Origin of the sequence: Streptomyces avidinii, from assembly GCF_014650695.1 — a bacterium.
Taxonomy (GTDB): Bacteria; Actinomycetota; Actinomycetes; order Streptomycetales; family Streptomycetaceae; genus Streptomyces; species Streptomyces avidinii.
Window position 1 is genome coordinate 806,388 of the sequence record NZ_BMVL01000002.1, and the last position, 21,658, is coordinate 828,045.

At 73.0% G+C, this 21,658-nt stretch carries 20 protein-coding genes; 12 read left to right on the forward strand and 8 right to left on the reverse strand.

Annotation, left to right across the window (positions count from 1 at the left end; all coding sequences use genetic code 11):
* Window positions 1-18 precede the first annotated feature (18 nt).
* Entirely contained in the window at window positions 19-936 is a 918-nt protein-coding gene (gene bla, locus IE257_RS08035) for a class A beta-lactamase (protein ID WP_229920188.1), read from the forward strand.
* Window positions 937-1,063: 127 nt separating this feature from the next.
* Window positions 1,064-2,101: a hypothetical protein gene (locus tag IE257_RS08040; RefSeq protein WP_189966067.1), complete on the forward strand. Its 1,038-nt coding sequence runs from the start codon at window positions 1,064-1,066 to the stop codon at window positions 2,099-2,101.
* A 53-nt stretch (window positions 2,102-2,154) separates the two neighbouring features.
* Here the strand turns inward: IE257_RS08040 and IE257_RS08045 are convergent, their stop codons facing one another.
* The gene (locus tag IE257_RS08045) at window positions 2,155-2,535 is read right to left on the reverse strand and encodes a nuclear transport factor 2 family protein (protein ID WP_189966069.1); all 381 of its coding nucleotides are present in this window, start codon (window positions 2,533-2,535) and stop codon (window positions 2,155-2,157) included.
* A gap of 42 nt (window positions 2,536-2,577) precedes the next feature.
* The gene (locus IE257_RS08050; protein WP_189966071.1) at window positions 2,578-3,153 is read right to left on the reverse strand and encodes a TetR/AcrR family transcriptional regulator; all 576 of its coding nucleotides are present in this window, start codon (window positions 3,151-3,153) and stop codon (window positions 2,578-2,580) included.
* 142 nt (window positions 3,154-3,295) lie between these two features.
* Between IE257_RS08050 and IE257_RS08055 the strand changes: the two genes are divergently transcribed.
* Window positions 3,296-4,027: an SDR family oxidoreductase gene (locus IE257_RS08055; RefSeq protein ID WP_189966073.1), complete on the forward strand. Its 732-nt coding sequence runs from the start codon at window positions 3,296-3,298 to the stop codon at window positions 4,025-4,027.
* Between the two features lie 63 nt (window positions 4,028-4,090).
* On the opposite strand, the gene IE257_RS08060 is transcribed toward IE257_RS08055, so the two are convergent.
* The gene (locus IE257_RS08060; RefSeq protein ID WP_189966075.1) at window positions 4,091-5,827 is read right to left on the reverse strand and encodes an acyl-CoA dehydrogenase family protein; all 1,737 of its coding nucleotides are present in this window, start codon (window positions 5,825-5,827) and stop codon (window positions 4,091-4,093) included.
* Between the two features lie 78 nt (window positions 5,828-5,905).
* On the reverse strand, window positions 5,906-6,478 hold the full coding sequence (locus IE257_RS08065; protein ID WP_189966076.1) for a PadR family transcriptional regulator: 573 nt from the start codon (window positions 6,476-6,478) through the stop codon (window positions 5,906-5,908).
* A gap of 262 nt (window positions 6,479-6,740) precedes the next feature.
* Between IE257_RS08065 and IE257_RS08070 the strand changes: the two genes are divergently transcribed.
* Window positions 6,741-7,346 (forward strand): GOLPH3/VPS74 family protein, encoded by a 606-nt coding sequence (locus tag IE257_RS08070; protein ID WP_189966077.1) that lies wholly within the window; start codon window positions 6,741-6,743, stop codon window positions 7,344-7,346.
* A gap of 208 nt (window positions 7,347-7,554) precedes the next feature.
* On the opposite strand, the gene IE257_RS08075 is transcribed toward IE257_RS08070, so the two are convergent.
* Together IE257_RS08075 and IE257_RS08080 are read right to left on the reverse strand one after the other, a co-directional pair.
* On the reverse strand, window positions 7,555-8,172 hold the full coding sequence (locus IE257_RS08075) for a nucleoside/nucleotide kinase family protein (protein WP_189966078.1): 618 nt from the start codon (window positions 8,170-8,172) through the stop codon (window positions 7,555-7,557).
* Between the two features lie 69 nt (window positions 8,173-8,241).
* Entirely contained in the window at window positions 8,242-8,670 is a 429-nt protein-coding gene (locus tag IE257_RS08080) for an Ig domain-containing protein (protein WP_229920189.1), read from the reverse strand.
* Window positions 8,671-8,841: 171 nt separating this feature from the next.
* On the opposite strand from IE257_RS08080, the gene IE257_RS08085 reads away from it, so the two are divergent.
* On the forward strand, window positions 8,842-9,948 hold the full coding sequence (locus IE257_RS08085; protein WP_189966079.1) for an aromatic acid exporter family protein: 1,107 nt from the start codon (window positions 8,842-8,844) through the stop codon (window positions 9,946-9,948).
* A gap of 142 nt (window positions 9,949-10,090) precedes the next feature.
* Complete coding sequence (locus IE257_RS08090; RefSeq protein ID WP_189966080.1) at window positions 10,091-10,483, forward strand: hypothetical protein; 393 nt, start codon at window positions 10,091-10,093, stop codon at window positions 10,481-10,483.
* A 3-nt stretch (window positions 10,484-10,486) separates the two neighbouring features.
* On the opposite strand, the gene IE257_RS08095 is transcribed toward IE257_RS08090, so the two are convergent.
* A complete protein-coding gene (locus IE257_RS08095; RefSeq protein ID WP_189966081.1) occupies window positions 10,487-11,101 on the reverse strand; it encodes a DUF3159 domain-containing protein in 615 nt (204 codons plus the stop codon).
* A 187-nt stretch (window positions 11,102-11,288) separates the two neighbouring features.
* Here IE257_RS08095 and IE257_RS08100 point away from each other — a divergent pair, with 187 nt between their 5' ends.
* Both IE257_RS08100 and dacB read left to right on the forward strand, forming a co-directional pair.
* Window positions 11,289-12,743 carry a carotenoid oxygenase family protein gene (locus IE257_RS08100; protein ID WP_229920190.1) on the forward strand — a complete coding sequence of 485 codons (1,455 nt, stop codon included), beginning with the start codon at window positions 11,289-11,291 and terminating at the stop codon, window positions 12,741-12,743.
* Between the two features lie 87 nt (window positions 12,744-12,830).
* Window positions 12,831-14,492, forward strand: a complete 1,662-nt coding sequence (dacB, locus tag IE257_RS08105; RefSeq protein ID WP_229920191.1) for a D-alanyl-D-alanine carboxypeptidase/D-alanyl-D-alanine endopeptidase — start codon at window positions 12,831-12,833, stop codon at window positions 14,490-14,492.
* A 36-nt stretch (window positions 14,493-14,528) separates the two neighbouring features.
* On the opposite strand, the gene IE257_RS08110 is transcribed toward dacB, so the two are convergent.
* Window positions 14,529-15,032, reverse strand: coding sequence for a hypothetical protein (locus IE257_RS08110; protein ID WP_189966083.1), 504 nt, complete (start codon window positions 15,030-15,032; stop codon window positions 14,529-14,531).
* A gap of 160 nt (window positions 15,033-15,192) precedes the next feature.
* On the opposite strand from IE257_RS08110, the gene IE257_RS08115 reads away from it, so the two are divergent.
* From IE257_RS08115 to IE257_RS08130, 4 genes are all read left to right on the forward strand, one after another.
* Entirely contained in the window at window positions 15,193-15,534 is a 342-nt protein-coding gene (locus IE257_RS08115) for a S26 family signal peptidase (protein WP_229920192.1), read from the forward strand.
* Window positions 15,531-16,184 (forward strand): hypothetical protein, encoded by a 654-nt coding sequence (locus tag IE257_RS08120; RefSeq protein WP_189966086.1) that lies wholly within the window; start codon window positions 15,531-15,533, stop codon window positions 16,182-16,184. Before IE257_RS08115 ends, IE257_RS08120 begins: the two co-directional genes overlap by 4 nt.
* Window positions 16,185-16,224: 40 nt before the next feature.
* On the forward strand, window positions 16,225-16,995 hold the full coding sequence (locus IE257_RS08125; protein WP_189966088.1) for a hypothetical protein: 771 nt from the start codon (window positions 16,225-16,227) through the stop codon (window positions 16,993-16,995).
* Between the two features lie 320 nt (window positions 16,996-17,315).
* On the forward strand, window positions 17,316-21,539 hold the full coding sequence (locus IE257_RS08130) for a bifunctional nitrate reductase/sulfite reductase flavoprotein subunit alpha (protein ID WP_229920193.1): 4,224 nt from the start codon (window positions 17,316-17,318) through the stop codon (window positions 21,537-21,539).
* The last annotated feature ends 119 nt before the right edge of the window (window positions 21,540-21,658 follow it).

The window sequence follows — 21,658 nt, forward strand, 5'->3', positions numbered from 1 at the left end:
GGAAGAGGAGAACCTGACGTGAAGACCCAGGGCGCATCACCGTCCCGCCGCGCACTGCTGACCGTGGGAGCGGGGGCGGCGCTGGCCGCCGCCCTGCCGGTGGGGGCGGCCCGTGCCGCGTCCCGGCACGGCGAGGGAGAGGTCGTGGCGCGACTGCGCGAACTGGAACGTGAGTACGGGGCGCGGCTGGGGGTGTACGCACGGGACACGGCCACCGGACGCACCGTGGTCCACCGGGCCGACGAACTGTTCCCCATGTGCTCCCTGTTCAAGACGGTCGCCGCGGCCGCCGTGCTCCGGGACCTCGACCACGACGGCGCCCACCTCGCGAAGCGCATCCACTACACGCTCCAGGACGTCACCGACGCGGGCGGCGGATCGATCACGGAACGGCCCGAGAACATCGCGGGCGGCCTGACCGTGGCGGAACTCTGCTCCGCCGCCATCGCCCAGAGCGACAACGCGGCCGGCAATCTGCTGCTGCGCGAGCTGGGCGGCCCCACCGCGGTCACCCGCTTCTGCCGCTCGCTGGGCGACCGCACCACCCGCCTCGACCGGTGGGAGCCCGAGCTGAACTCGGCGGAGCCGTCGCGGGTGACGGACACCAGCAGCCCTCGCGCGATCGGACGGACGTACGCACGGCTCGCGCTCGGCGACGCGCTGGACTCCGGGGACCGGGAACAGCTGAACCGGTGGCTGCTGTCCAACACCACCAGTGGCGACCGCCTGCGGGCCGGCCTGCCGAAGGACTGGGCCGTCGCGGACAAGACGGGCGCCGGGTCGTACGGGACGAACAACAACGTGGGCATCGCCTGGCCGCCGGAACGCCCTCCGGTGGTCCTGGCCATCATGTCGACCCGGCCCGAACCGACGGCGCCGCGCGACAACACGCTGATCGCCCGCACCGCGAAGCTGCTGGCGGACACGCTCGTCTGACGCCGGGCCTGATCCGCAGGCCGCTCGAACGCTTCAGGATCCTGCCGGGTCGGCGCGGTTGTCACATCCGGCAGGTCCGTTCGGTCTCTGCTACGGAAGGCGACGACCGAAGGGGATCGTCGTCGCCGTGGCGGTCCTCTTCTACCGCCGCACCACCGTCGATGAGCCGGGCGGGACGTCGTCCCGTGCCGCCCGTAGGTCGGGGCTTCTTCCGCAGTCCAGGCAGCACACCGGCCGGGCGGCGCCCGACCCCGAGCTGGAGCGGGCGGCTGCCGCAGCCGCCCGGGGCAGTTGGGAGCCGGCCGCCCGGTTGATGGCCGGGACCAGGGAACGCGCCGACTGGGCACGCCGCTCCTCCTACGCCGCCACCCTCGGCTCCCACCGAGCCGCGCGCCCCGACAGCTGGCTGCACGCGTGGGAGGCCGCGGCCGGGCCGGACGACGCCGACCTCGCGCTGGTGCGGGCGAAGGCGATGGTCAACCTGGCCTGGCACCGGCGTGGCGGCGGCTGGGCGAAGAACACCAGCGCCGAGCAGTTCGCCGGATTCCACGCCACCCTGGCCCGGGTGCCGCAGGAGAACGCACGCGCGGCCGAGTTGAACCCGGAGGACCCCACGCCCTACGTGAACGAGATATGGGCGGGGCTCGGCCTCGGCTACGACGAGGAGGGCATGCAACGGATCTGGAAGGAGATCACCACCCGCGACCCGCACCACTACGACGCGCACTACGCGGCGCTCCAGTACTGGTGCGCGAAGTGGCGCGGCTCGGAGGAGCGCGCCGTGTCCTTCGCCCAGCGGGCAGCGGCCGACGCACCGCTCGGCAGCCTGCTCACCGCGCTGCCCCTGATCGCCTGGTACGAACACCGTGACACGGACGCGCGTTCCGCCGCCTTCCGGTCACCCCACCTGGTGGCCCTGGTCGATGCCGCTCTGGCCGACGTCGCCGCGGCGCCCTCGAACCATCCGAACACGGCCGAAGTACGCCACCTGCTCGCCTACTTCCTGACCCGCCAGAAGCGGTACGACGCGGCCCTGGAGCAGTTCCGTCTGGTCGACGGCTACGTGAACGCGCTCCCGTGGAAGTACTGGACCGACCCGGCGGCGACGTTCTGCCACTGGCGCGACCGCGCGGCCCACCGCGCCGGCCGAGCCCGCCGGCGCTGAACCCGCCACCGGCCCGACGTCGGCCGACGCCGGTCGGCCTCGGAGGGCCCCGCCTACGGCCTCGGACAGGGGGTGGCCTGGTGGTAGTACATCTGCCACTCGGCTCCCGCACCCTGCCGGCGCCAGAGCGAACTCCGCCGTGCCCGATGTCCGTCGATCACGGTTTCGTAGGTGAGGTGCACCAGCCCGGGTGCCAGCAGGACACCGGTCATCTCCGAGGGCTCATAGCGCGGGCCGCCTTCCGCCGAACCGTCCATATCGGGCAGCACTGCGAGCATTTCCTCATACGTCCACCGCCGGCCCGAGGCGCCCACCTCTACGAAGTGCGGGTCGAGGAGTTGCCGGACCAGCGACTGCGACATGCGCACGCCGGGGTCCATCAGACGCAACTCACCCGCGATCGCTGCGCCCACCTCGTCGGTCTCTCTGCTCATACGGGCATCTTCGTCGAGGCGACCGGGGCAACCGCAACCGGGTTACTCCCGTCGGGCTCGGAGGCCGTCCAGGGTGAGGTCGAGGAGGCGTTCGGCCTGGGCGCGTTGTTCGGGGCCGGCCGAGGTGAGGGCGATGCCGGCGAGGGCGGCGAACATGTCGGTCGAGGTGATGTCGGACCTGATCGCGTTTGCGGCGGTACAGGCCTCCATCAGAGAGGTGAGGGCGTCCTGGATCAACCGGCGGCTGTCGGCATAGGGGTTGGTTCCCGCCACGAGAACGGCCCGCATCGCGTCGGCCATGCCCATCTTGGCCGTGGCGTAGTCGATGAAGCGGCGCGTCCAGGCGTGCAGGGCCCGGTCCGGCGGCATGGTCTCCAGGAGGGTGGGGACGGCGTCGCACAGGCGGGCGACCTCGTTGCGGTAGGCCGCCTCGATCAGGGCCTCCCGGGTGGGGAAGTTGCGGTAGAGGGTGCCCGTGCCCACACCGGCCTCCTTGGCGATGCGCTCGAAGTGCGCCTCCAGGCCCTGTTCGGTGAACACGCGCACCGCGGCAGCCAGGATCTTGTCCCGGTTGCGCTGCGCGTCGGCCCTCAGCGGGCGTTCTGCCTCTGCGGCCATCAACAGCTCTCCCCTCCTTCCGACTTGCCCCGCTTGTTAAGTGGAGGAGCCTCCGCTTAGTCTGAGTTGAAGTGGCGGCGCCTCCACTTTCACTCTAGGGCATGCATCGGCCTGCCCGTCCTCTTCCGAAGGGACTCCCGCCATGTCGGGAATCGAAGGCAAAATCGTGGCCGTCACCGGCGCGGGCAGCGGCATCGGCGAGGCCACCGCCCTCCTGCTCGCCGAGCGGGGCGCGAAGGTGGTCCTCGGCGCACGCCGCACGGAACGCCTGGAGGCTCTGGCCGCCCGGATCGAGCAGGCCGGCGGTCAGGCCGCCTGGATCCGTACGGACGTGACGCGGCGCACCGACCTGGCGGGCCTCGTCGACCTGGCACGGCAGCGCTACGGCAGGCTCGACGTGCTCGTCAGCAACGCCGGCGTCGGGCTGATCTCCCCGCTCGACGACCTGCGCGTCGACGACTGGGAGGAGATGATCGACGTCAACCTGAAGGGCGTCCTCTACGGGATCGCGGCGGCCCTCCCCGTCTTCCGGGAGCAGGGGGCCGGCCACTTCGTGAACACCGTGTCCACCGCCGGACTGCGCGTCGTACCGCTCCAGTCGGTGTACGCGGGCACCAAGAACGCCGTGCGCACGATCTCCGAGGGCCTGCGACAGGAGGCCGGGGACAGCCTGCGCGTGACCGTCGTATCGCCCGGCGCCGTCCGTACGGACTTCACGGAGCGCATGGACCCGGAGGCCCGGGAGCGGATCGACCGGATGATGGAGACCGCCCTGTCGCCGGACGCGGTGGCCCGCGCCATCGCCTTCGCCATCGAGCAGCCGGACGGTGTCGACGTGGGCGACATCGTCGTACGTCCCACCGCGCAGGCCTGACGGCAGGGGGACCGGCTCCGGCCGGCGCGAGCCCGCCGGCGCCGGTCCCCCGGAACCGCTTCCCTACGGGGCCATCTCGTACGTGCCGGACAGCGCCTCGACCCGTGCCCAGACGCGCGCCGCGCGCGCCTCGTCGACGACCGGACGCCGGACCGCGGCGAGCGCCCAGTCCTGCTGGGCCGCGGTGGCGGAGTCCTTGCCGTACAGCTCGACGGCGTGGCCGGAGAAGTCGCGGACGAGCACGGAGAACAGCTCGTCGAGCACGGACTCGTCCAGGTCCGTCAGGCGGGCCTGCTCCAGGACCAGCTGTCCGTAGACGACCAGCGCGAACAGCTGGCCCACGGAGAGCAGGAAGTCGAGGTCACGGCTCTGCTCCTCGTCCGGCGCGACGGTGGCCACGAACGCGCAGAGGGCGTCGGCCTGCTCGCGGAACCGGGCCACGTTCGGCACGGCGGCGTACGCGTCGTAGGCGGTCCGCCAGTCGTGGAAGCGTACGGAGCCCAGGCCGCGGGCCGGTCCCTGCTGGAACAGGAAGGCGTCGTCGGCCGCGTCGAGACGGGTCGGCACCTCGGGGTACTCGACCGGGTTGAGCAGGTGGTTGTGCATGAACTTCAGGATCAGGGCGAGGTTGACGTGGACCGTGCCCTCCAGCTTGGGCAGGCCCCGGATCTCGATGGCCGCCTGCGCGAAGTAGTTGTCCTTCTCGAAGCCCTTGGCGGCGATGACGTCCCACATCAGGTCGATGACCTTCTCGCCCTCCGTGGTCACCTTCATCTTCGTCATCGGGTTGAAGAGCAGGTACCGGCGGTCGTCCGGGCCGGCGGTACGGAAGTAGTCGACGGCGCGGTCGCTGAAGAGCTTCATCCCGACCAGGCGGACGTACGCGTCGGCCAGCTCCCGGCGGACGTGCGGGAAGGCGGTGACGGGGCGGCCGTAGAGGACGCGGTTGTGCGCGTGGGTGACGGCCTCGTACATCGCGTGCTCGCAGATGCCGATGGAGGCGGTGCAGAGGTTGAACTTGCCGACGTTGACGGTGTTCAGGGCGGCGTCGAAGGCGGCCCGGCCGGTGTGCAGGACGTCCTCGGCACGGACCGGGTAGTCGTCGAGGCGGAACTCGCTGACGTACTTGGAGGAGTCGACGACGTTCTTCACCAGGTGGTAGGCCGCGTGACGGCTGTCGGCGGCGAAGAAGACGTAGCCGTCGGGGCCCTCGATGTCGGTGCGGCGGCCGAAGACCGAGACGAGGCCGGCGGCGTTGCCGTTGCCGATGTAGTACTTGGAGCCGGTGGCGCGGAATCCGCCGGCACCGTCTTCGTCGACGTACGGCTGCAGCAGCATGTCGGTGGAGTAGATGTCGGCGCCGTGGGTCTTCTCGGACAGGCCGAAGGCGAACACCTCGCCCTCGGAGAGGAGCTGCGCGGCGCGCTCGCGGGCCTCGGCGTTGTCGCTCTGCCAGACCGGACCGAGGCCGAGGATGGTGACCTGCCAGGCGTACCAGTAGTCGAGGCCGTAGAAGCCGAAGATCTCGTTCAGGGCCGCGATCCGGGCGGTGTCCCAGCGCTTGTCGGACTCCCCCTCGCCGGCGGCGGTGGCCGGGGTGAGGAAGGTCGCGAAGAGGCCCTCCTTCGCGGAGAACGCGAGGAAGTCCGCCAGCCACGCGCGGGAGCGGTAGTCCTCGATCAGCCGGCGCTTGCCGCGGCTCTCGAACCAGTCGACGGTGGCGCGCAGCAGCCTGCGGGTCTCGGGGTCGAAGTGCGCCGGGTCGTAGGTGTGCGGGTTGAAGAGCAGGGCGTCTGCCATGGAGGTTCACCTTCCGAGGGGTTGGGGTCGGGCGCGTGGAGGGGCGATGCGGCGGGTGCGGCGGTGCGGCCGTGCGGTTCAGGCGGTGGCGGTCGGCGCGGTCCCGCCGAGCCGGTGCAGGGTGGCGAGGACGTCGTCGAGCCAGGCGATCGTCATCCGCTCGTACGCGATGCCGCCGCGCAGTACGACGTGCTGGAGCTCCTGACCGGCGTCGAGCGGTGCGGGGGCGTCCGGCCCGGTGAAGTCGCGCAGTTCACCGGCGAGGTAGCGGGCCAGCCGGTCGCTGTGCGCCCGGTGGTGCCGCTCGACCTCCTGGACGAGCGCTGCCGGGTCGTCGAAGGCCACGCCGCGGATCTTGACCGCGAGGTCGTGGCGCAGGCTCTCGGGTTCGATCGGCTCGTGCAGCCACCCGGCGAGGGCGGAGCGGCCGGGGCCGGCCACGGAGTACTCCTTCTTGTCCGGCCGGCCCTGCTGCGGCACCTCGCGGACGGCGAGCAGCCCGTCGCCCTCCATGCGCGCCAGGACGCGGTAGATCTGCTGGTGGGTGGCGGTCCAGAAGTAGCCGATGGACCGGTCGAACCGGCGGGCCAGCTCGTAGCCGGAGCCCGGCTTCTCCAGCAGGGAGACGAGGATCGCGTGGTCGAGCGCCATGCCACGATCTTTCTATGCAACTCGTTGCATAGACAAGCGGCAGTGCTCAGGTGAGACGCGGCTCACCCGCTCCCGCTCCTCGACCGCCCGGCGGCTGTGTCGGCCAGCCGCTGCTGGACGAGTGGGCCTACCGGGTGGATCCGGGAACCGGAAGGGCGTCGCGGGCGTTGGTGCGACCATAGGAAGGTGATCAGCCGGTCCCACCGGTCGGCTGGCCCCCGCCGGTATCCGCGCCTTCCGATGACTCCGAGGGGAGCCGTTCATGAGCACGGCGAAAGACCTGTTCATCATCGCGATGGACCCGCCGCCGGACCGTTCCGTCGGGCAGGGCGACCTGTCGCTCGCCCTCGCGGGAGCCGAGCTGATCGATCTCCTCGACGCGCAGGCCGCCTCCCTGGACGGCGACCGCATCGTGCCGGGCGCACAGCCGGAACTGCACGACCCCCTGCTGGACGAGGCCGCGTCGGCGCTCACCCGCCGGACGCCCTACGAGCGGGTCGACGAGTGGCTGTGGCGCCGTGGCCGTGACCTGTCCGCGGCGTACCAGGCCGCTCTGGAGGAAGCCGGTGAGCTGACGCGGGGACGGCGCGGCCTGCTGCCCTTCGGGAACGACCGCATGGAGGTGGCCGATACGCCCGCCCGCCGCCGGGCGCTGGGCCGCCAGGAGGAGGACGAGCCCGTCCTCGCCGCCCTCGCCTCGGTCGTGGGCATCCGCAGCGACGATCCCGAGGCCGAACCGCGCCCGGGCGACGAGGCCGTGACGACCGTGCTGGCCGTCGTCAGCGACGCGGTGATGGAACTGGAGGCCGTCCGCCAGCGGCGGACCATCGAGAACGCGGCGTTCGCCAATATCTGGCGCGGCCCCTGAGGCCCGCTTCCAGGGCGGCGTCGCGCAGGTCGAGGGCGTGAGGACCTCGTTCTGGTCGGAGCGGCCGAAGCCGCGCCGGTCGTCACCGCGTACGCCCGGGCTGCCCGACTTTCCTTATGGTGCACGGGTGTTGGCACGAGAGCGGACGGGCCCGATCACCGCGCCCGTCGCCGGGCGCGCTCGGCCGCGCGCGCTCGGCCGGGCGCCGTCAGCCGGCGTCGAGGACGAGGTCGGCGCGGTGGCGGCCCAGGCCGACGAGCCGGGCGTTGGGTTCGTCCGAGCGGGCCACCCACGCACGCGCGTGCGCGGGGTCCTTGCCGTGCCGCACGTGACGGTCGATCAGCCGGTCCAGGCGCAGGTCCTCGGCGGGGGCGAGGTACCAGGCCTCGTCCAGCAGTGGCCGTACCGAGGCCCACTCCCCCGCGTCGTGCAGCAGGTAGTTCCCCTCGGTGATCACCAGGGGTACGTCCGGGGCGACGGGGATGCTGCCGGCGATCGGCTCCTCCAGCGAGCGGTCGAAGGCGGGCGCGTACACCGTGGGCCCCTGCGGTGCCCGCAGCCGCCGCAGCAGGGCGACGTAGCCGGCGGCGTCGAAGGTGTCCGGGGCGCCCTTGCGGCCGGCGCGGCCCAGCCGGTCCAACTCGGCCCCGGCGAGATGGAAGCCGTCCATCGGGACCACCACGGCCCGATCCGGCCCGAGCGCGTCCGCGATCCGGGCGGCCAGTGCCGACTTTCCGGCTCCCGGGGGCCCGGCGATGCCCAGGATGCGCCGCTCGCCCGCGGCGGCCAGCGCCTCCGCCCTCGTCACCGGTTCCGTCGTACGCATCCGCCCATCCTGCCCGAGGAGTACGGCCCGGCGCCCCTGCCCGCGATCGGGAGGGCGCCGGGCGGCGGGTCAGCAGCGGGGGCAGGCGTCGCGGATCACGCGCCAGGTGAAGGTGGTGGAGGCGGCCGCGCCGGTGGTGTCCTTGGCCGTGACGGTCACCGTACGGACGCCGCTGCCGCGCAGGAGGCCCGAGATCAGGCCGGTCGAGGAGTTGATCGAGGCACCGGTGGGCAGGTTGACCGCCGACCAGGTGTAGGGGGCCGCGCCGCCGGTGGCGGTCATCGGTAAGTACGCGTGGTCGTACTGGAGGGACACCTGGTTGCCCGGGTTGACCACGGACGGGGCGGCGGCAGCCGCCGCGCGCGTCACCGCCGGGCCGGTGGACGGGTGCGGCGCGGCGAAGGACGGACCGACCGACGCTGCCAGGACGGCGGTCAGGCCGACGGCCAGTGCCGCCAGTCTGCGCGAGGTGCGCGGGGTGCGGGTGGATGTGCTCAACAGGACCTCCGAACTCGTCGGGCGGGGGCGGCGTCCCGGTACGGGTCCGGAGGCCGCCATCACCCGTTGTGGGTATGAGTGTTCGAGGTGCGTGGCGCGTCGGAATCATAGGTGGGCCCGGCCGTCCCGTCGATGGCGTCGCGGTCGGCCGCACGGCCTACGATGTCCGCCATGCCCGGTACGGTCTCCGTCCCGCTCGACCCGCCGCCCCGCGCACGCCTGCGCTCCGCCGCCCGCCTGGCCGTCTGCGCCGCCGTGCCCTGGTTCCTCTGTCTGTGGTGGGGCACGAGCACGGTTCCGGTGCCGGCCGCCCTGCCGGCCGTACTGATCCTCCGCGAGGACGTGTACGACGCCCCGCGCAGGGGGCGGGACCGGCTCGTGGGCGTCGTCGTGGGCGTGGCGCTGACCACGTTCGTGCTGCACTGGCTGCCGCCGCCCACGGGCTCCTCGGTGACCTCGGTGTCCTGGGCGGCCTCGGTGTCCTTCCTCGCCGTACTGGCCTGCGGCTGCGCGGGCATGTACCTGATGTACCGGGGCGGTGCCCCCAACCAGCAGGTCCTGATCACCGCGCTGGTGATCTACGCGACCGCCGTCCCCGGCTACGCCCTCGCCCGCCTGGCGGAGAGCGCCGTCGGCATCGCCGCCGTCGTCCTGCTGGGGCCGCTGCTGTGGCCACCGGACCCCTACCGGTCGGCCGCGGCCGGCCTCGACACGTACCGGGGCGGCCTCGACGGCCTCCTCGGTACGGTCGCCGCCCGGCTCGGCGCCGGCGGACCTCCCACCGCCCGAGGCACCCCCGAGGATGCACAGCTGTGGCTGAGGCCGCGGAACGGCCTCGCGGCCTGTGAGCGGGCCGCTCGACGCACCCGGCTCCCCCGGCTGTACCTCCGTACGCCCGCCCGGCCGCCGGACGGGCTGGAGGAGCGGCTCAGGCTCGCCGCCCGGACCGCGCTCACCCTCCAGTACTTCACCCAGGAACTCCGGGAGCGCGCCCGGACCGACGGCCCCGCTCCGCCTCCCGCGCCGGACACCGCATCGTCTCCCGGGCCGGACGCCGCCCTGCGCGACCTCGCCCCTCTGGTCCGGGCCACCGCCCGGACCGTGGACGCCGCCCTGCGCGGCGAGGACAGTGCCGCGGTGGCCGCGGACCTCGACCGCGCCCGCGGCCTGGACCTCGCCCACCGCACGGCCCACCCCACCCGGCACGACGCCGTGCTGCGATCGGGCCTCCACCTGACCCACGAGGCCGTCGCCGACCACCTTGCGGCCCGCGGCTGACGACCGTACGGCCCGCGCTGCGCACCACCGAGGACGAGGTGCCGCGGCTCGCCCCCGCCCCGGCCGGGCCGAGCGGTGCCGGCCGGGGCGGCGGGCGGGGCCACCGATAGGCTCGTGCCCCGACCGGGGAGATGAAGGATCGATGACGTTGAACGAAGGCCTCAGGGTGGGCATCCGGGTGCGGCTGGCCGCCGACCTCAGGCTGTCGACCGGTCCGGTCACGCCGGAGGGGGAGACCGTCGCCGGCTTCCTGGCCCTCGCGGCCGGCACCGAGGGCACCGTCGAGCGGGTGGACGAGCACGAGCGGCACAGCGGCAAGGACGTCGTGGAGTACGAGCGGCTCACGTCGCTCCTCGAGTCCTTCGGGCACCAGATGCCGGAAGCGAGCAGGAAGCGACTTCAGGAGAACGTCGCCTCGCTGGAACCCGCGTGGATCGCCCACCAGGCGCAGAAGCTGCGCGTGAGCGTCCGCGTCCGCTTCGACAACGGGTTCCTCCTCGACGGCGCGCACGCGGAACTCTTCACCTCCACCTGAGGTTCAGGCCACCCGTCCCGTGTCCCGCGCGCCCGCGCGGACGTGGTCCGGGTACCACGCGGTGAACTTCACGGCGAGTACCAGCAGGACGACGGGGACGACCCAGTTCAGCCAGTCCCCGTGGTGCCCGGCCCGCACGGCGAGCAGGCCGAAGACCGCGATGAGCACGAACACCCCGCCCCACACGGCGGTCAGTACCCGGTTCGTCCGGCGGAACAGCGGCGAGTCCCAGTGCTCGCGCGGCACCTGCTCGCGCGCGTACTGCTCGGTGAAGGGCGTGAAGGCCAGCGATCCGAGCGCCACGGCGGCGATCACCGCGCTCGCCAGGGTCTGGGCGTACGTCTCCAGCCAGAGCAGGTCCTGCCGGTCGAGCATCAGCGCCAGGATCGAGATGGTGGCGAAGAACACCATGCCGGTGACCTCCAGCACCTTGAGGCTGCCCCGCCGCATGTCGGGCAGGTTCAGCACCAGTGAGGCGATCAGCGCGGTGAGCGCGGCCAGTTTCCAGGTACTGGGGCCCGCCACCACGTCGAAGATGATCCACGGCGCGAACCCCAGGAAGATGCCGGAGCGGCCGGCGCTCGGGGCCTTGCCATCGGTACGGTCCGCAGCAGCCATCGGGCCTCCACACGGTACGGAACGGGGCACCGGTGTGCCGGCGCCGGTACCCGCCTCGTTCCCCATCCTGCGAGCGCCCGCGGCCGGCCGCATTCCGGACCGTCTGGCAGGCCCGCTCGACGCGCGTTTCACTGGAAAGTGGCGTACAAGTACTCCGGCGTACGGACCGCGGACCCCGGGAGGCCCCGTGAACACGCACGTGCGACCCCGCTTCGACCCCACCCGCGTTCCCCACCTCCTCGGGACCTTCGCGCCCGTGTCCGAGGAGGTCGACGTCGCGGACCTGGAGGTGACGGGCGAGCTGCCGGACACCCTGGACGGCCTGTACCTGCGCAACGGCCCCAACCCGCGCTTCACGCCGATCGGCTCGTACCTGTATCCCATCGACGGGGACGGCATGCTGCACGGCGTGTGGCTCTCCGGTGGGCGGGCCCGTTACCGCAACCGCTTCGTACGCACCCCCGCGCTGCTGGCCGAGGAACGGGCCGGCCGCGCCCTGTGGGGCGGGCTCGAATCGATGATCATGCCGGACTCCGACCAGGTGGGACCGGAGCTCGCCGGCACCTTCCGGGACCTGCCCGACATCAACGTGGTCCGGCACGCCGGCCGCCTGTTGGCCCTCGCCGAATCGGCCTGCCCCTTCCGCGTGGACAGCGAGCTGGCGACGCTCGGTCGCGAGTCCTTCGGCGGGGCCCTGCCCGCGGGTATCACCGCCCACCCCAAGATCGACCCGGTCACGGGCGAGATGGTGGTCTTCTGCTACGGCCTGGAGCCGCCCTATCTGACCTGGTCCGTGATAGACCGCCATGGCGCGGTCGGCCGCGGGCCCACCCCCGTCGACGGGGTGGACGAGCCGATGATGATCCACGACATGGCGCTGACCGACCGCTACGCCGTCCTCGTCCTCGCCCCGGCCTTCTTCGACCTGGCCGCGGCGATGGCGGGCGGTTCCTTCCTGTCCTGGCGCCCCGAGCGCGGCACCCGCGTGGCACTGATCCCGCGCGACGGCGGGCCGCTGCGCTGGGCGTCCGACGAGGCGTTCTGGGTGTGGCACACGGTCAACGCGTACGACGACGGCCCCGGCGCGGACGCCCCGGTGGTCCTCGACTACGTGCAGTGGAGCCGGCTGATGCTCGGCGGTGCGGAGGACGACAACGATCCGGTCAGCGGTGGTCTGGTACGGGCGCGCATCGACCCGGTCGCGGGGAGCATGGCCCGCACCCTGCTGGACGACTCCCGGGTGGAGTTCCCGCGGGTCGACGACCGGCGCATCGGCCGACGCCACCGGTACACCGCGCTGGCCACCGAGACCGGGCGGACCGACCTGCTGCCGGGCGAGTACGACGCCGTGCGCTGGTACGACAGCGAGACGGGCACCTCCCGCGTCTGGTCGGCCGGGAACCTCTCGGTCGGCGAGCCGGTCTTCGCCCCCGAGCCCGGCGGCTCCCCCGGCTCCACCGACCCCTCCGGCGCCGAGGAACGCGGCCACTGGCTGACCTTCGCCACCGACCGTACCGACGGGTCCAGCTGGTTCCTGGTCGTACCCGCCGAGGACCCCGCCTCCGGCCCGGTGGCCCGCGCCCGCATCCCCGTCCGTGTCCCGCTCGGTCTGCACGGCTGCTGGCTGCCCACCGAGGAATGAACCCCGCCCGACGCGCCCCGGCGCCCCGGCCGTGCCACCCTGTTGCTTGGCCTCGGGAGGAGACAGCCGCGACGAACGGAGCGCGCTGTGAGCGGACCGATCCACCCCGCACGGCTGCGGCGCGCCGGGGCCGCAGCCTGCGCCGCCCTGCTGTTCGTGGCGCTCGCCCAAGGGACGGCGGCCGGCACGGACCCGCCCACACCGACGACGCCACCGTCCTCACCGACGGCGCCGCCCTCGTCCTCCGCATCCGGCGACAAGGGCCTCGGCGGGCTCGACCCGCGCATCACGGCGATCATGCGGAAGCCGGAGTACCGCAATGCCCAGTGGGGGCTGTTGCAGACCGATCCGGACACCGGCCGCGTGGTGCACAGCCTCTTCCCCGAGCAGTTCTTCATCCCCGGATCGACGGCCAAACTGCTCAGCGTCTCGGGCCCGTGGCAGACGCTCGGCGCCGGCCACCGCTTCGTGACCCCCGTCTACGCGGTCGGCGAGCGCGACGGCGCCACGCTGACCGGCGACCTCGACCTGGTGGCCCAGGGCGACCTCACCATGGGCGGCCGGACGCGCCCCGACGGCACGGTTGCGTACACCGATCTCGACCACACCTACGCCAACGACTTCCCCGGCGCCACCCTCACCCCGGAGAACCCCCTCGCCGGGATCGACCGGCTGGCCCGGCAGGTGCGCGACGCCGGCATCACCCGCGTCGACGGCGACGTGATCGTCGACAGCCGACTGTTCCTCCCCGACCCGGAGCTCGTCCCCACGCCGACGCCCCTGATCATCAACGACAACCTGATCGACCTGATGACCACGCCCGGGGACCGGGCCGGCGCGGACGCCGAGCTGGACTGGCGGCCGAAGGTGGCTCCGTACCGGGTCAGCTCGACGGTGAAGACCGTGGCGGCCGGGAAGCCCACCGCGGTCACGGTGACGGCCACCGACGGCGGCACCCGGATCCGGCTGACGGGGACGATCGCCGCGGACGCCGAGCCGCTGCTGCGCACCTCTCCCATCGGCGACCCGGCCGCCTTCGGACGCGTCGCACTGATCGAGGCGCTCGAACGTGCCGGAGTGCACGTCACGGCGGACCCGTCGGGCCCCAACCCGGTCGCGCGGCTGCCGCGCGACTACGACGGGCGGCCGCGGGTGGCCGCGTACACCTCCCCGCCGTACGCCCAGTACGCGAAGCTGATCCTGAAGGTCAGCCACAACCTGGGCGCCAACCTCGGCATCTGTCTGCTGGCCGTCACGGCGGACAGCAACCAGTGCCCGGCCGGCTTCCCGGTGCTCGCCGGCTTCCTCGACCGGGCGGGCGTCGACCGTGAGCAGGCGCAGCTCATGGACGGCCGGGGCGGCAACCCCGCCGACCGGGCCACGCCGCAGGTGCTGGTGCAGATGCTGACGTACTGGCAGCACGGCCCCGATGCGCGGATGTTCCGGGAGGCCCTGCCCGTCCTGGGTGTCGACGGCCTGCTGGCCGAGAACTGCCGCAATTGTCCGGCCCGGGGGAAGGTGTTCGCGAAGACCGGCGCGGCCGTCGGCGGGGACGCCCTCAACGACCGGCTGGCCGTCGGCGCCATCACGATCGCGGGCTACCTGGACAAGGGCGACGGCCGCTTCGACACCTTCTACGCGGGCGTCAACGGCGCCTCCACGCCGGGCGCCGACCCCACCGAGGTCCTGTCCATCGCCAACGACCTGGCTCTGATCGCCGCCTATCTGCAGGAGTCGTCGGCACCCTGACGCACGCGCTTCGGGGTGCCCCGAGACCCGTCCCGGCTACACCTGGGCCCAGGTGCGCAGCAGGGCCTGCCGGGCGCTCGGCTCCGGGGTGCCCTCCAGGGCGTGCTCCCGGCCCCACGTCTCGACGGCCCGCAGGTCGGCGGTGCCCGCCACGAAGCGGTCGAGCAGATCCTGGGAGAGCCGGGCCTCCTCGGCGAGGTAGCCTCCGGCCGCCGCCGAGTACACCGTGACCTCCTGCGAACCGTCGCCCGTCGCCAACCGCAGCGTCATCTCCGGCGGTCCCTCGCCGAGGAAGGTGCCGATCGCGGCCGAGACCACCGACCCGAGGAGCTTCGACGTGCGGCCCGCAGGGGTCTCGCTGGGCACGCCCTCGATCACCGCGGAACGCAGCCCTTCCCACGTCCACGCCCGGGGACCGTCGGGGTCCAGGGCCTCCAGCCCGTCGGCGGTCAGCCGGACGCCGACCCCGATTCCGTTCGGCGGCGAGCCCACGTACACCGCGTCCGGAGTGACCCAGAACAGTCCCACCATGGCCGCCACGCGCCACTCCCCACTCTCGTCCCCGACACCGTTCCCACCATCCATACCCGCCGCCCGGAGGGGACCGCCGCAGACACACCGGGCGGCAGCCGTACCCGGACCGGGAGAAAAATCGATGGGCCCCTGCGGCCCGGTCTGCCAGCATCCTCGAATGGGTGCAATGAACGCAGTGGCCGGCAGGGTGGCCGGCGGAGCCACCGTGGAGTTCCGGCCCACCGGCTCCTCCATGGTTCCGCTGATACGCAGTCGCCAGCAGGTGGTGGTCGCTCCGGCCGACCCGTCGAAGCTGGAGGTGGGGGACATCGTGCTCGCCCGTGTCGCCGGGACGGTGTACCTGCACCTGGTGTCCGCCGTGGACCCGGTGAGGAAGCGGGTCCGGATCAGCAACAACCGGGGCCGGGTGAACGGCTGGACCGGCCACGACCGGGTCTTCGGGATCTGCCTGGCCGTCGACGGCGTCATCCGGGCCGGCGCCGATGCGAAGACGCGGCGTAGCGCGTGAAGCTTCCGGTCACCATCCACCGGGCCCGGTTCGGCCCAGTGGAATACAAGGTCATCCGGCCGGCCCGGCCGCTGCTCGCCGCCGTACTCGTCGATCACGACAGCCACTTGGACGCCTATCTCGACCAGCAGGCCGCGAAGCTGTTCGGCGGCCTGTGGACGCTCGCCGCCTCCTCCCCTCGCTCGCTGGTCCACCTGCCGATGCGCGGTAACCCCGCCCCCGCGCACGAACCGCCGGAAGCCGGCACACGGCAGCTGGACCTCGTGCTGCTGCACCACTCGCTGCAGTTCGCCCCGTCCCGCTGGAAGGACGTCCGCGCCCGGCTCGACCCGGGGCGCCGGCAGACGGTGACGCTGCCCGCTCCGGTTCTCACCGACGCCCCCTTGATCCACCTGGAGTCACGGCACTACCGGGAGAACCGGGACCTGTTCCACGAGCACGTGCACGCCGAGACCCTGTTCATGACGGGCAGCGCGCAGGTGTTCCGGGACACCGCCCGGCACTTCGTCGAGGTCGCCCGCAACGGCCCGGGCCACGTACCGGTCCACCCGCGGCACCCCCGCTTCTGCACCACGATCCACTCCAACGCCGGTGTCCTCGGCAAGGCGCGCGAGATCCGCATCGAGTACTGCGACGAGTGGATCCGATGACCCGAAGCCGCCCGGACGGACGGGAGTTACCGTTCCCCTCATGACCACGCATACGGACGCCTGCGGGCCGATGGGACGGTTGGCCGCGCACCGAGAGATCGACCCCGGCGGGCTCGCCCGGCGGGCGGAGGTCGAGGAGTACGAGCTGCGCGCCGTATTGCGGGGCGCGACCCGGGAACCGGACCTGCTGCGGCGGCTCGCGCCCGCGCTCGGGGTCCATGCCGCGGACCTCTTCGTCCTTGCCGGAGCACCGGTGCCGGAGGATCTCGCGCCGCTGGACGCCACGGCGGGGCGATCACTCCCCTACCTGATACGCCAGTTCGTGCTGTTGCCGCCGGAGGCCAGGCGCGAAGTGCTCTGCTTCGTACGGTCGTTGCCGCAGGAGGAACGCACCGGACCCGTTCCGGACCCCCGACCGTACGAGCAGTACCCGCCGGGTTTCGGCGGCGTGCTCCTGCGGATGCTCGCCAACCGGAACCTGGACTGGAACGGTTCCGTCCGGGTCTTGCACACGCTGGCCGGCCTGTACGTGAGCCCGTCCACGATCGGTGGCGTCGGGCACGGCACCGTGGAACTCACGCACCACCTGCTGGCCGACTTCGCGATCGTGCTGGGGATTCCGGTCGCCGACCTGACCGCCATGGCCGGGCCCGTCGCGGAGGGCGGTCTCCGGCTGAGCGATCCGGTCCCGGTCCGGCACTCCGCCGGGCCCGACGCGGCCGTTCTCCTCAAGGAGCTCAGCCGGCTCAGTGCCGGTCAGGTCCGCCTGGTGGGCGCGGAGGCGGGGGTCGCACCGGGTCGGCTGTACTGACGGGCGCGGATGCTCCGCCAGGACGGCCGCCGGGGTGCCGGCGGCCGTCGTGCAGCCCGCCGGCCGTTTGACGAGGTCCGGCGCCGGATGTTCAACCTGGCGACCCCCGGCAGCACCCTCGCCGACGTCAGCGAGCTGAGCCATCGCCCCTCACCGTCCGGCGCGATCTTGGCGCAGCCGCTTGTAACCCCCCGGTGGCACCGCCCGTCACATGCGCGCAACAGGCACTTCCTACGTTGGTCCGCAACGGGATCGACCTGCACACGGCCGCGGCGGCCCGGAGCGGAGCGGTGTCGGCCGGTGGCGCGAGGGGGTCTGCTGTGGCGGAGACAAAGGCCGCGACGGGACAGCAGGTGCGTACGGTCTGCTCCTACTGCGGCGTCGGCTGCGGGATCGTCCTGGACATCGCCACGGGCGCCGACGGGCGCCGTAGGGTGTCCAGGGCGGTCGGCGACAAGCGGCACCCCGCGAACGCCGGGCGCCTGTGCACCAAGGGCGCCACGCACGCCGACATGCTGGCTGCCCCCGGCCGGCTGGAGACGGCGCTGGTCCGCGGCGAGCGGGGCGCCGAGCCCGCGGCCGCCCCGGTGAAGGCGGCCGTCGCCGAGGCGGCCTCGCGCCTGCGGGGGATCCTTGACGAGCACGGCCCCGACGCGCTGGCGCTCTACGTCTCCGGCCAGATGTCGCTGGAGGCCCAGTACGTGGCGAACAAGCTCGCCAAGGGCTTCCTGCGGACCAACCGGATCGAATCCAACTCACGGTTGTGCATGGCGAGCGCCGGCAGCGGCTACAAGCTCTCGCTCGGCGCCGACGGGCCCCCCGGCTCCTACGAGGACTTCGAGCGGGCGGACGCCTTCTTCGTCATCGGCTCCAACATGGCCGACTGCCATCCCGTCCTCTTCCTGCGGATGATGGACCGCATCAAGACCGCCGGCGCCCGACTCATCGTGGTCGACCCGCGGCGCAACGCCACCGCCGAGAAGGCCGACCTGTTCCTGCAGATCCGCCCGGGCACCGACCTGGCCCTGCTCAACGGTCTGCTGCGCCTGCTCGTCGAGGGCGGCTGGACCGACCCCGAGTTCATCGCCGAGCACACCGAGGGCTGGCAGGACATGCCGGCCTTCCTGCAGGACTACGCGCCCGCACGCGTCGCCGCGATCACCGGCATCCCGGAGGACGACATCCGGCTGGCCGCCCGCTGGATCGGGGAGGCGGGCGAATGGATGAGCTGCTGGACCATGGGCCTCAACCAGTCCGTCCACGGCACCTGGAACACCAACGCCCTGGTCAACCTGCACCTCGCCACCGGCGCCATCTGCCGCCCGGGCAGCGGCCCCTTCTCCCTCACCGGCCAGCCCAACGCGATGGGCGGACGGGAGATGGGCTACATGGGGCCGGGGCTGCCCGGCCAGCGCTCGGTCCTGGTGGCGGAGGACCGCGAGCGCGTCGAGGAGCTGTGGGGCATACCGAAGGGGACGCTGCGCACCGACGTCGGGCGCGGCACCATCGAGATGTTCGAGAAGATGGCCGCCGGTGAGATCAAGGCGTGCTGGATCATCTGCACCAATCCGGTGGCCTCCGTCGCCAACCGCAGCACCGTCATCAAGGCGCTGGAGACCGCCGAACTGGTCATCACCCAGGACGTGTTCGCGGAGACCGAGACCAACGCCTACGCCGACATCGCCCTGCCTGCCACCCTCTGGGCCGAGGCGGACGGAGTGATGATCAACTCGGAGCGCAACCTCACCCTGGTGCAGGGGGCGGCCGACCCGCCCGGCGAGGCCCTCCCCGACTGGCGGCTGATCGCCGATGTCGCCTGCGCGATGGGGTTCGCCGAGGCCTTCACGTACACGTGCGCCGAGGAGGTCTTCGAGGAACTGCGGCAGGCCTGGAACCCGGAGACCGGCTGGGACCTGCGCGGGGTCACGTACGAGCGGCTGCGCTCGGGTCCGGTGCAGTGGCCGGCCGGCCCGGGCGGGCCGGACCGCAATCCGGTCCGCTACCTCAATGACGGCGTCAGCAGGACCCTGGTCGAGCGCGCGGACGGCAGCCGTCCCCGGCTGGTCTTCCCGACGGCGACGGGACGGGCGGTGTTCTTCGCCCGCCCCCATCTGCCGGACGGTGAACTCCCGGACGAGGACTATCCGTTCGTGCTCAACACGGGCCGCGTGCAGCACCAGTGGCACACTCTGACCAAGACCGGCAAGGTCGCCAAGCTGGCCAGGCTCAATCCCGGACCGTTCGTGGAGGTACACCCGCAGGACGCGGCCGCCCTCGGGATCGCGGAGGGCGACGGGGTGGAGGTGGCCTCCCGGCGCGGGCGGGCCGTGCTGCCCGCTGTCGTCACCGACCGGGTACGGCCCGGGAACTGCTTCGCCCCCTTCCACTGGAACGACCTGTTCGGCGAGTACCTGAGCGTCAATGCCGTCACCGACGACGCCGTCGACCCGATCTCCTTCCAGCCCGGCTTCAAGATGTGCGCGGTGACGCTGACGAGGACGCTGGCTCCGGTGCCGCCCCCGACCACTCCGGTCGCGGCTCCCGCCCCGGTCGCGGCCCCCGCCCCGGCCCTGCCCGTTGCCGCCGTGCCCGCCCCGGCCCTGCCGGAAGGGGACGGCACGACGCCGACCCGCCCGGCGGCGGCCGCCCCGGCAACCGCCGCACTCGGCTCCCTGTTCGGGCTGGACGACCGCACGCCGCCCACCCTGTCCGACCGGGAGCGCCAGTACCTCGCCGGCTTCCTCGCCGGACTCGCCTCCGCCCCGCCCGGCACCGGCGTCCCGTCGCTTCCCGCCGGCGCCCCGTTCGAGGCCGGGCACGCCCTGTGGGTCGACGGGGTCCTCGCCGGCACGTACTCGCGTAGGGCGACCGCTCTGGCCGCCGCTCCCCCGGCCGCCGCTCCCCTCTCCGCCCCGGCGGAGGTCCCCGCGGCCCAGGACCCGCCGACCCGGCAGACCGTGGTCCTGTGGGCCTCCCAGACGGGCAACGCCGAGGACCTCGCCGCCACCGTCGCGGCGGCCCTGACCGAGGGCGGCACCCCGGCGGTCGTGCACGGCATGGCCGACCGCATGCCCGCCGCCCTGACCCCCGGCACGGACCTGCTGGTCGTCACCAGCACCTTCGGCGACGGTGACGCACCGGACAACGGCGCCGCGTTCTGGGAGTTGCTGGGCGCAGTCGACGCGCCCCGCCTCCAGGACGTCCGGTACGCGGTCCTCGCGCTCGGCGACTCCTCCTACGACGCCTTCTGCGGCCACGGCCGACGGCTCGACCAGCGCCTCGAAGAGCTCGGAGCCCATCGCCTCCTGCCCCGGGCGGACTGCGAGCCCGACTACGAGGAGCCCGCGGGCCGGTGGCTGGTACAGGTGCGCGAGGCGCTCGCGGCCGCCCCGGCCCCGGCGGCGGCCGAGCGGTCACGACGCGCGGCGGACCGGAATTCCCCGTACACCGCACGCCTGTCCGGCAACCGGCTGCTCGGTCTGCCCGGCGCCACCAAGGAGATTCGCCGGTTCACCTTCGACCTGGGCGAGGACGGCCCCGCGTACGAGCCGGGCGACGCGCTCGGGGTCCAGCCGGTCAACTGCCCCGGCCTGGTGACCGAATGGCTGGCCGCCACCGGTCTGTCCCCGCACGCGGAGGTCGTCGTACCGGGCCGCGACCCCATGCCCTTCACCGAGGCGCTCCACCGGCACCTGGACATCACCCGTCTCACCCCCGACCTGCTGCGCTTCATCACCGAGCACACCGGCGACCGCAGGCTCAAGCAGCTGACGCGCCCCGACAACAAGGACGGCCTCGCCCGGTGGACCTGGGGCCGCGGGCCCGTCGACGTGCTGGCCGAGTACCCGGTCCGGCTGAGTGCCCAGGAGTGGGCCGAGCGACTGCGACGCCTCCGGCCGCGGCTCTACTCCATCTCCTCCAGCCCGCTCGTCGACCCGCAGGAGGTCAGCCTGACCGTCTCGGTCCTGCGCTACGAGGGGCCGGGCGGCCACCTCCGAAAGGGCGTGGCCTCCACTTTCCTCGCGGACGCCGAACCGGGCACGCCGGTACCGCTGTTCGTCCAGAGCTCGGCGCACTTCCGCCCGCCCGCGGGCGCGGACACCCCGGCGGTCATGATCGGCCCGGGGACCGGCATCGCCCCGTTCATGGCCTTCCTGGAACACCGCCGGGCACTCGGCCACCGGGGCGGCAACTGGCTGTTCTTCGGCGAACAGCGCCGCGCCACCGACTTCTACTACCGTCAGGAGCTGGAGGAACTCCACCGGCACGGCACGCTCACCCGGCTCGACCTGGCCTTCTCCCGGGACCAGCGCGCCAAGGTCTACGTCCAGGACCGCATGCGCGAGCACGGCGCCCAGCTGTGGTCCTGGCTCCAGGACGGCGCCCACTTCTACGTGTGCGGTGACGCGAGCCGGATGGCGAAGGACGTGGATCAGGCGCTGCGGGAGATCGCGATGGCGCACGGCGGCCTCGACGCGGACGAGGCCGCCGCCTGCCTGAAGCAGCTCTCCGCGGCGAAGCGGTACGGCCGCGACGTGTACTGAGCGCATGCGGGGGCACCGGGCGAGGTCGAGGAGCCTACGCCTCGGACCGCCGGCCGGACGAGCGGAGCGCGCCGCCCGGCACGGACGACCCCTCGACCCCGACGACGTGTTCGCCGAGG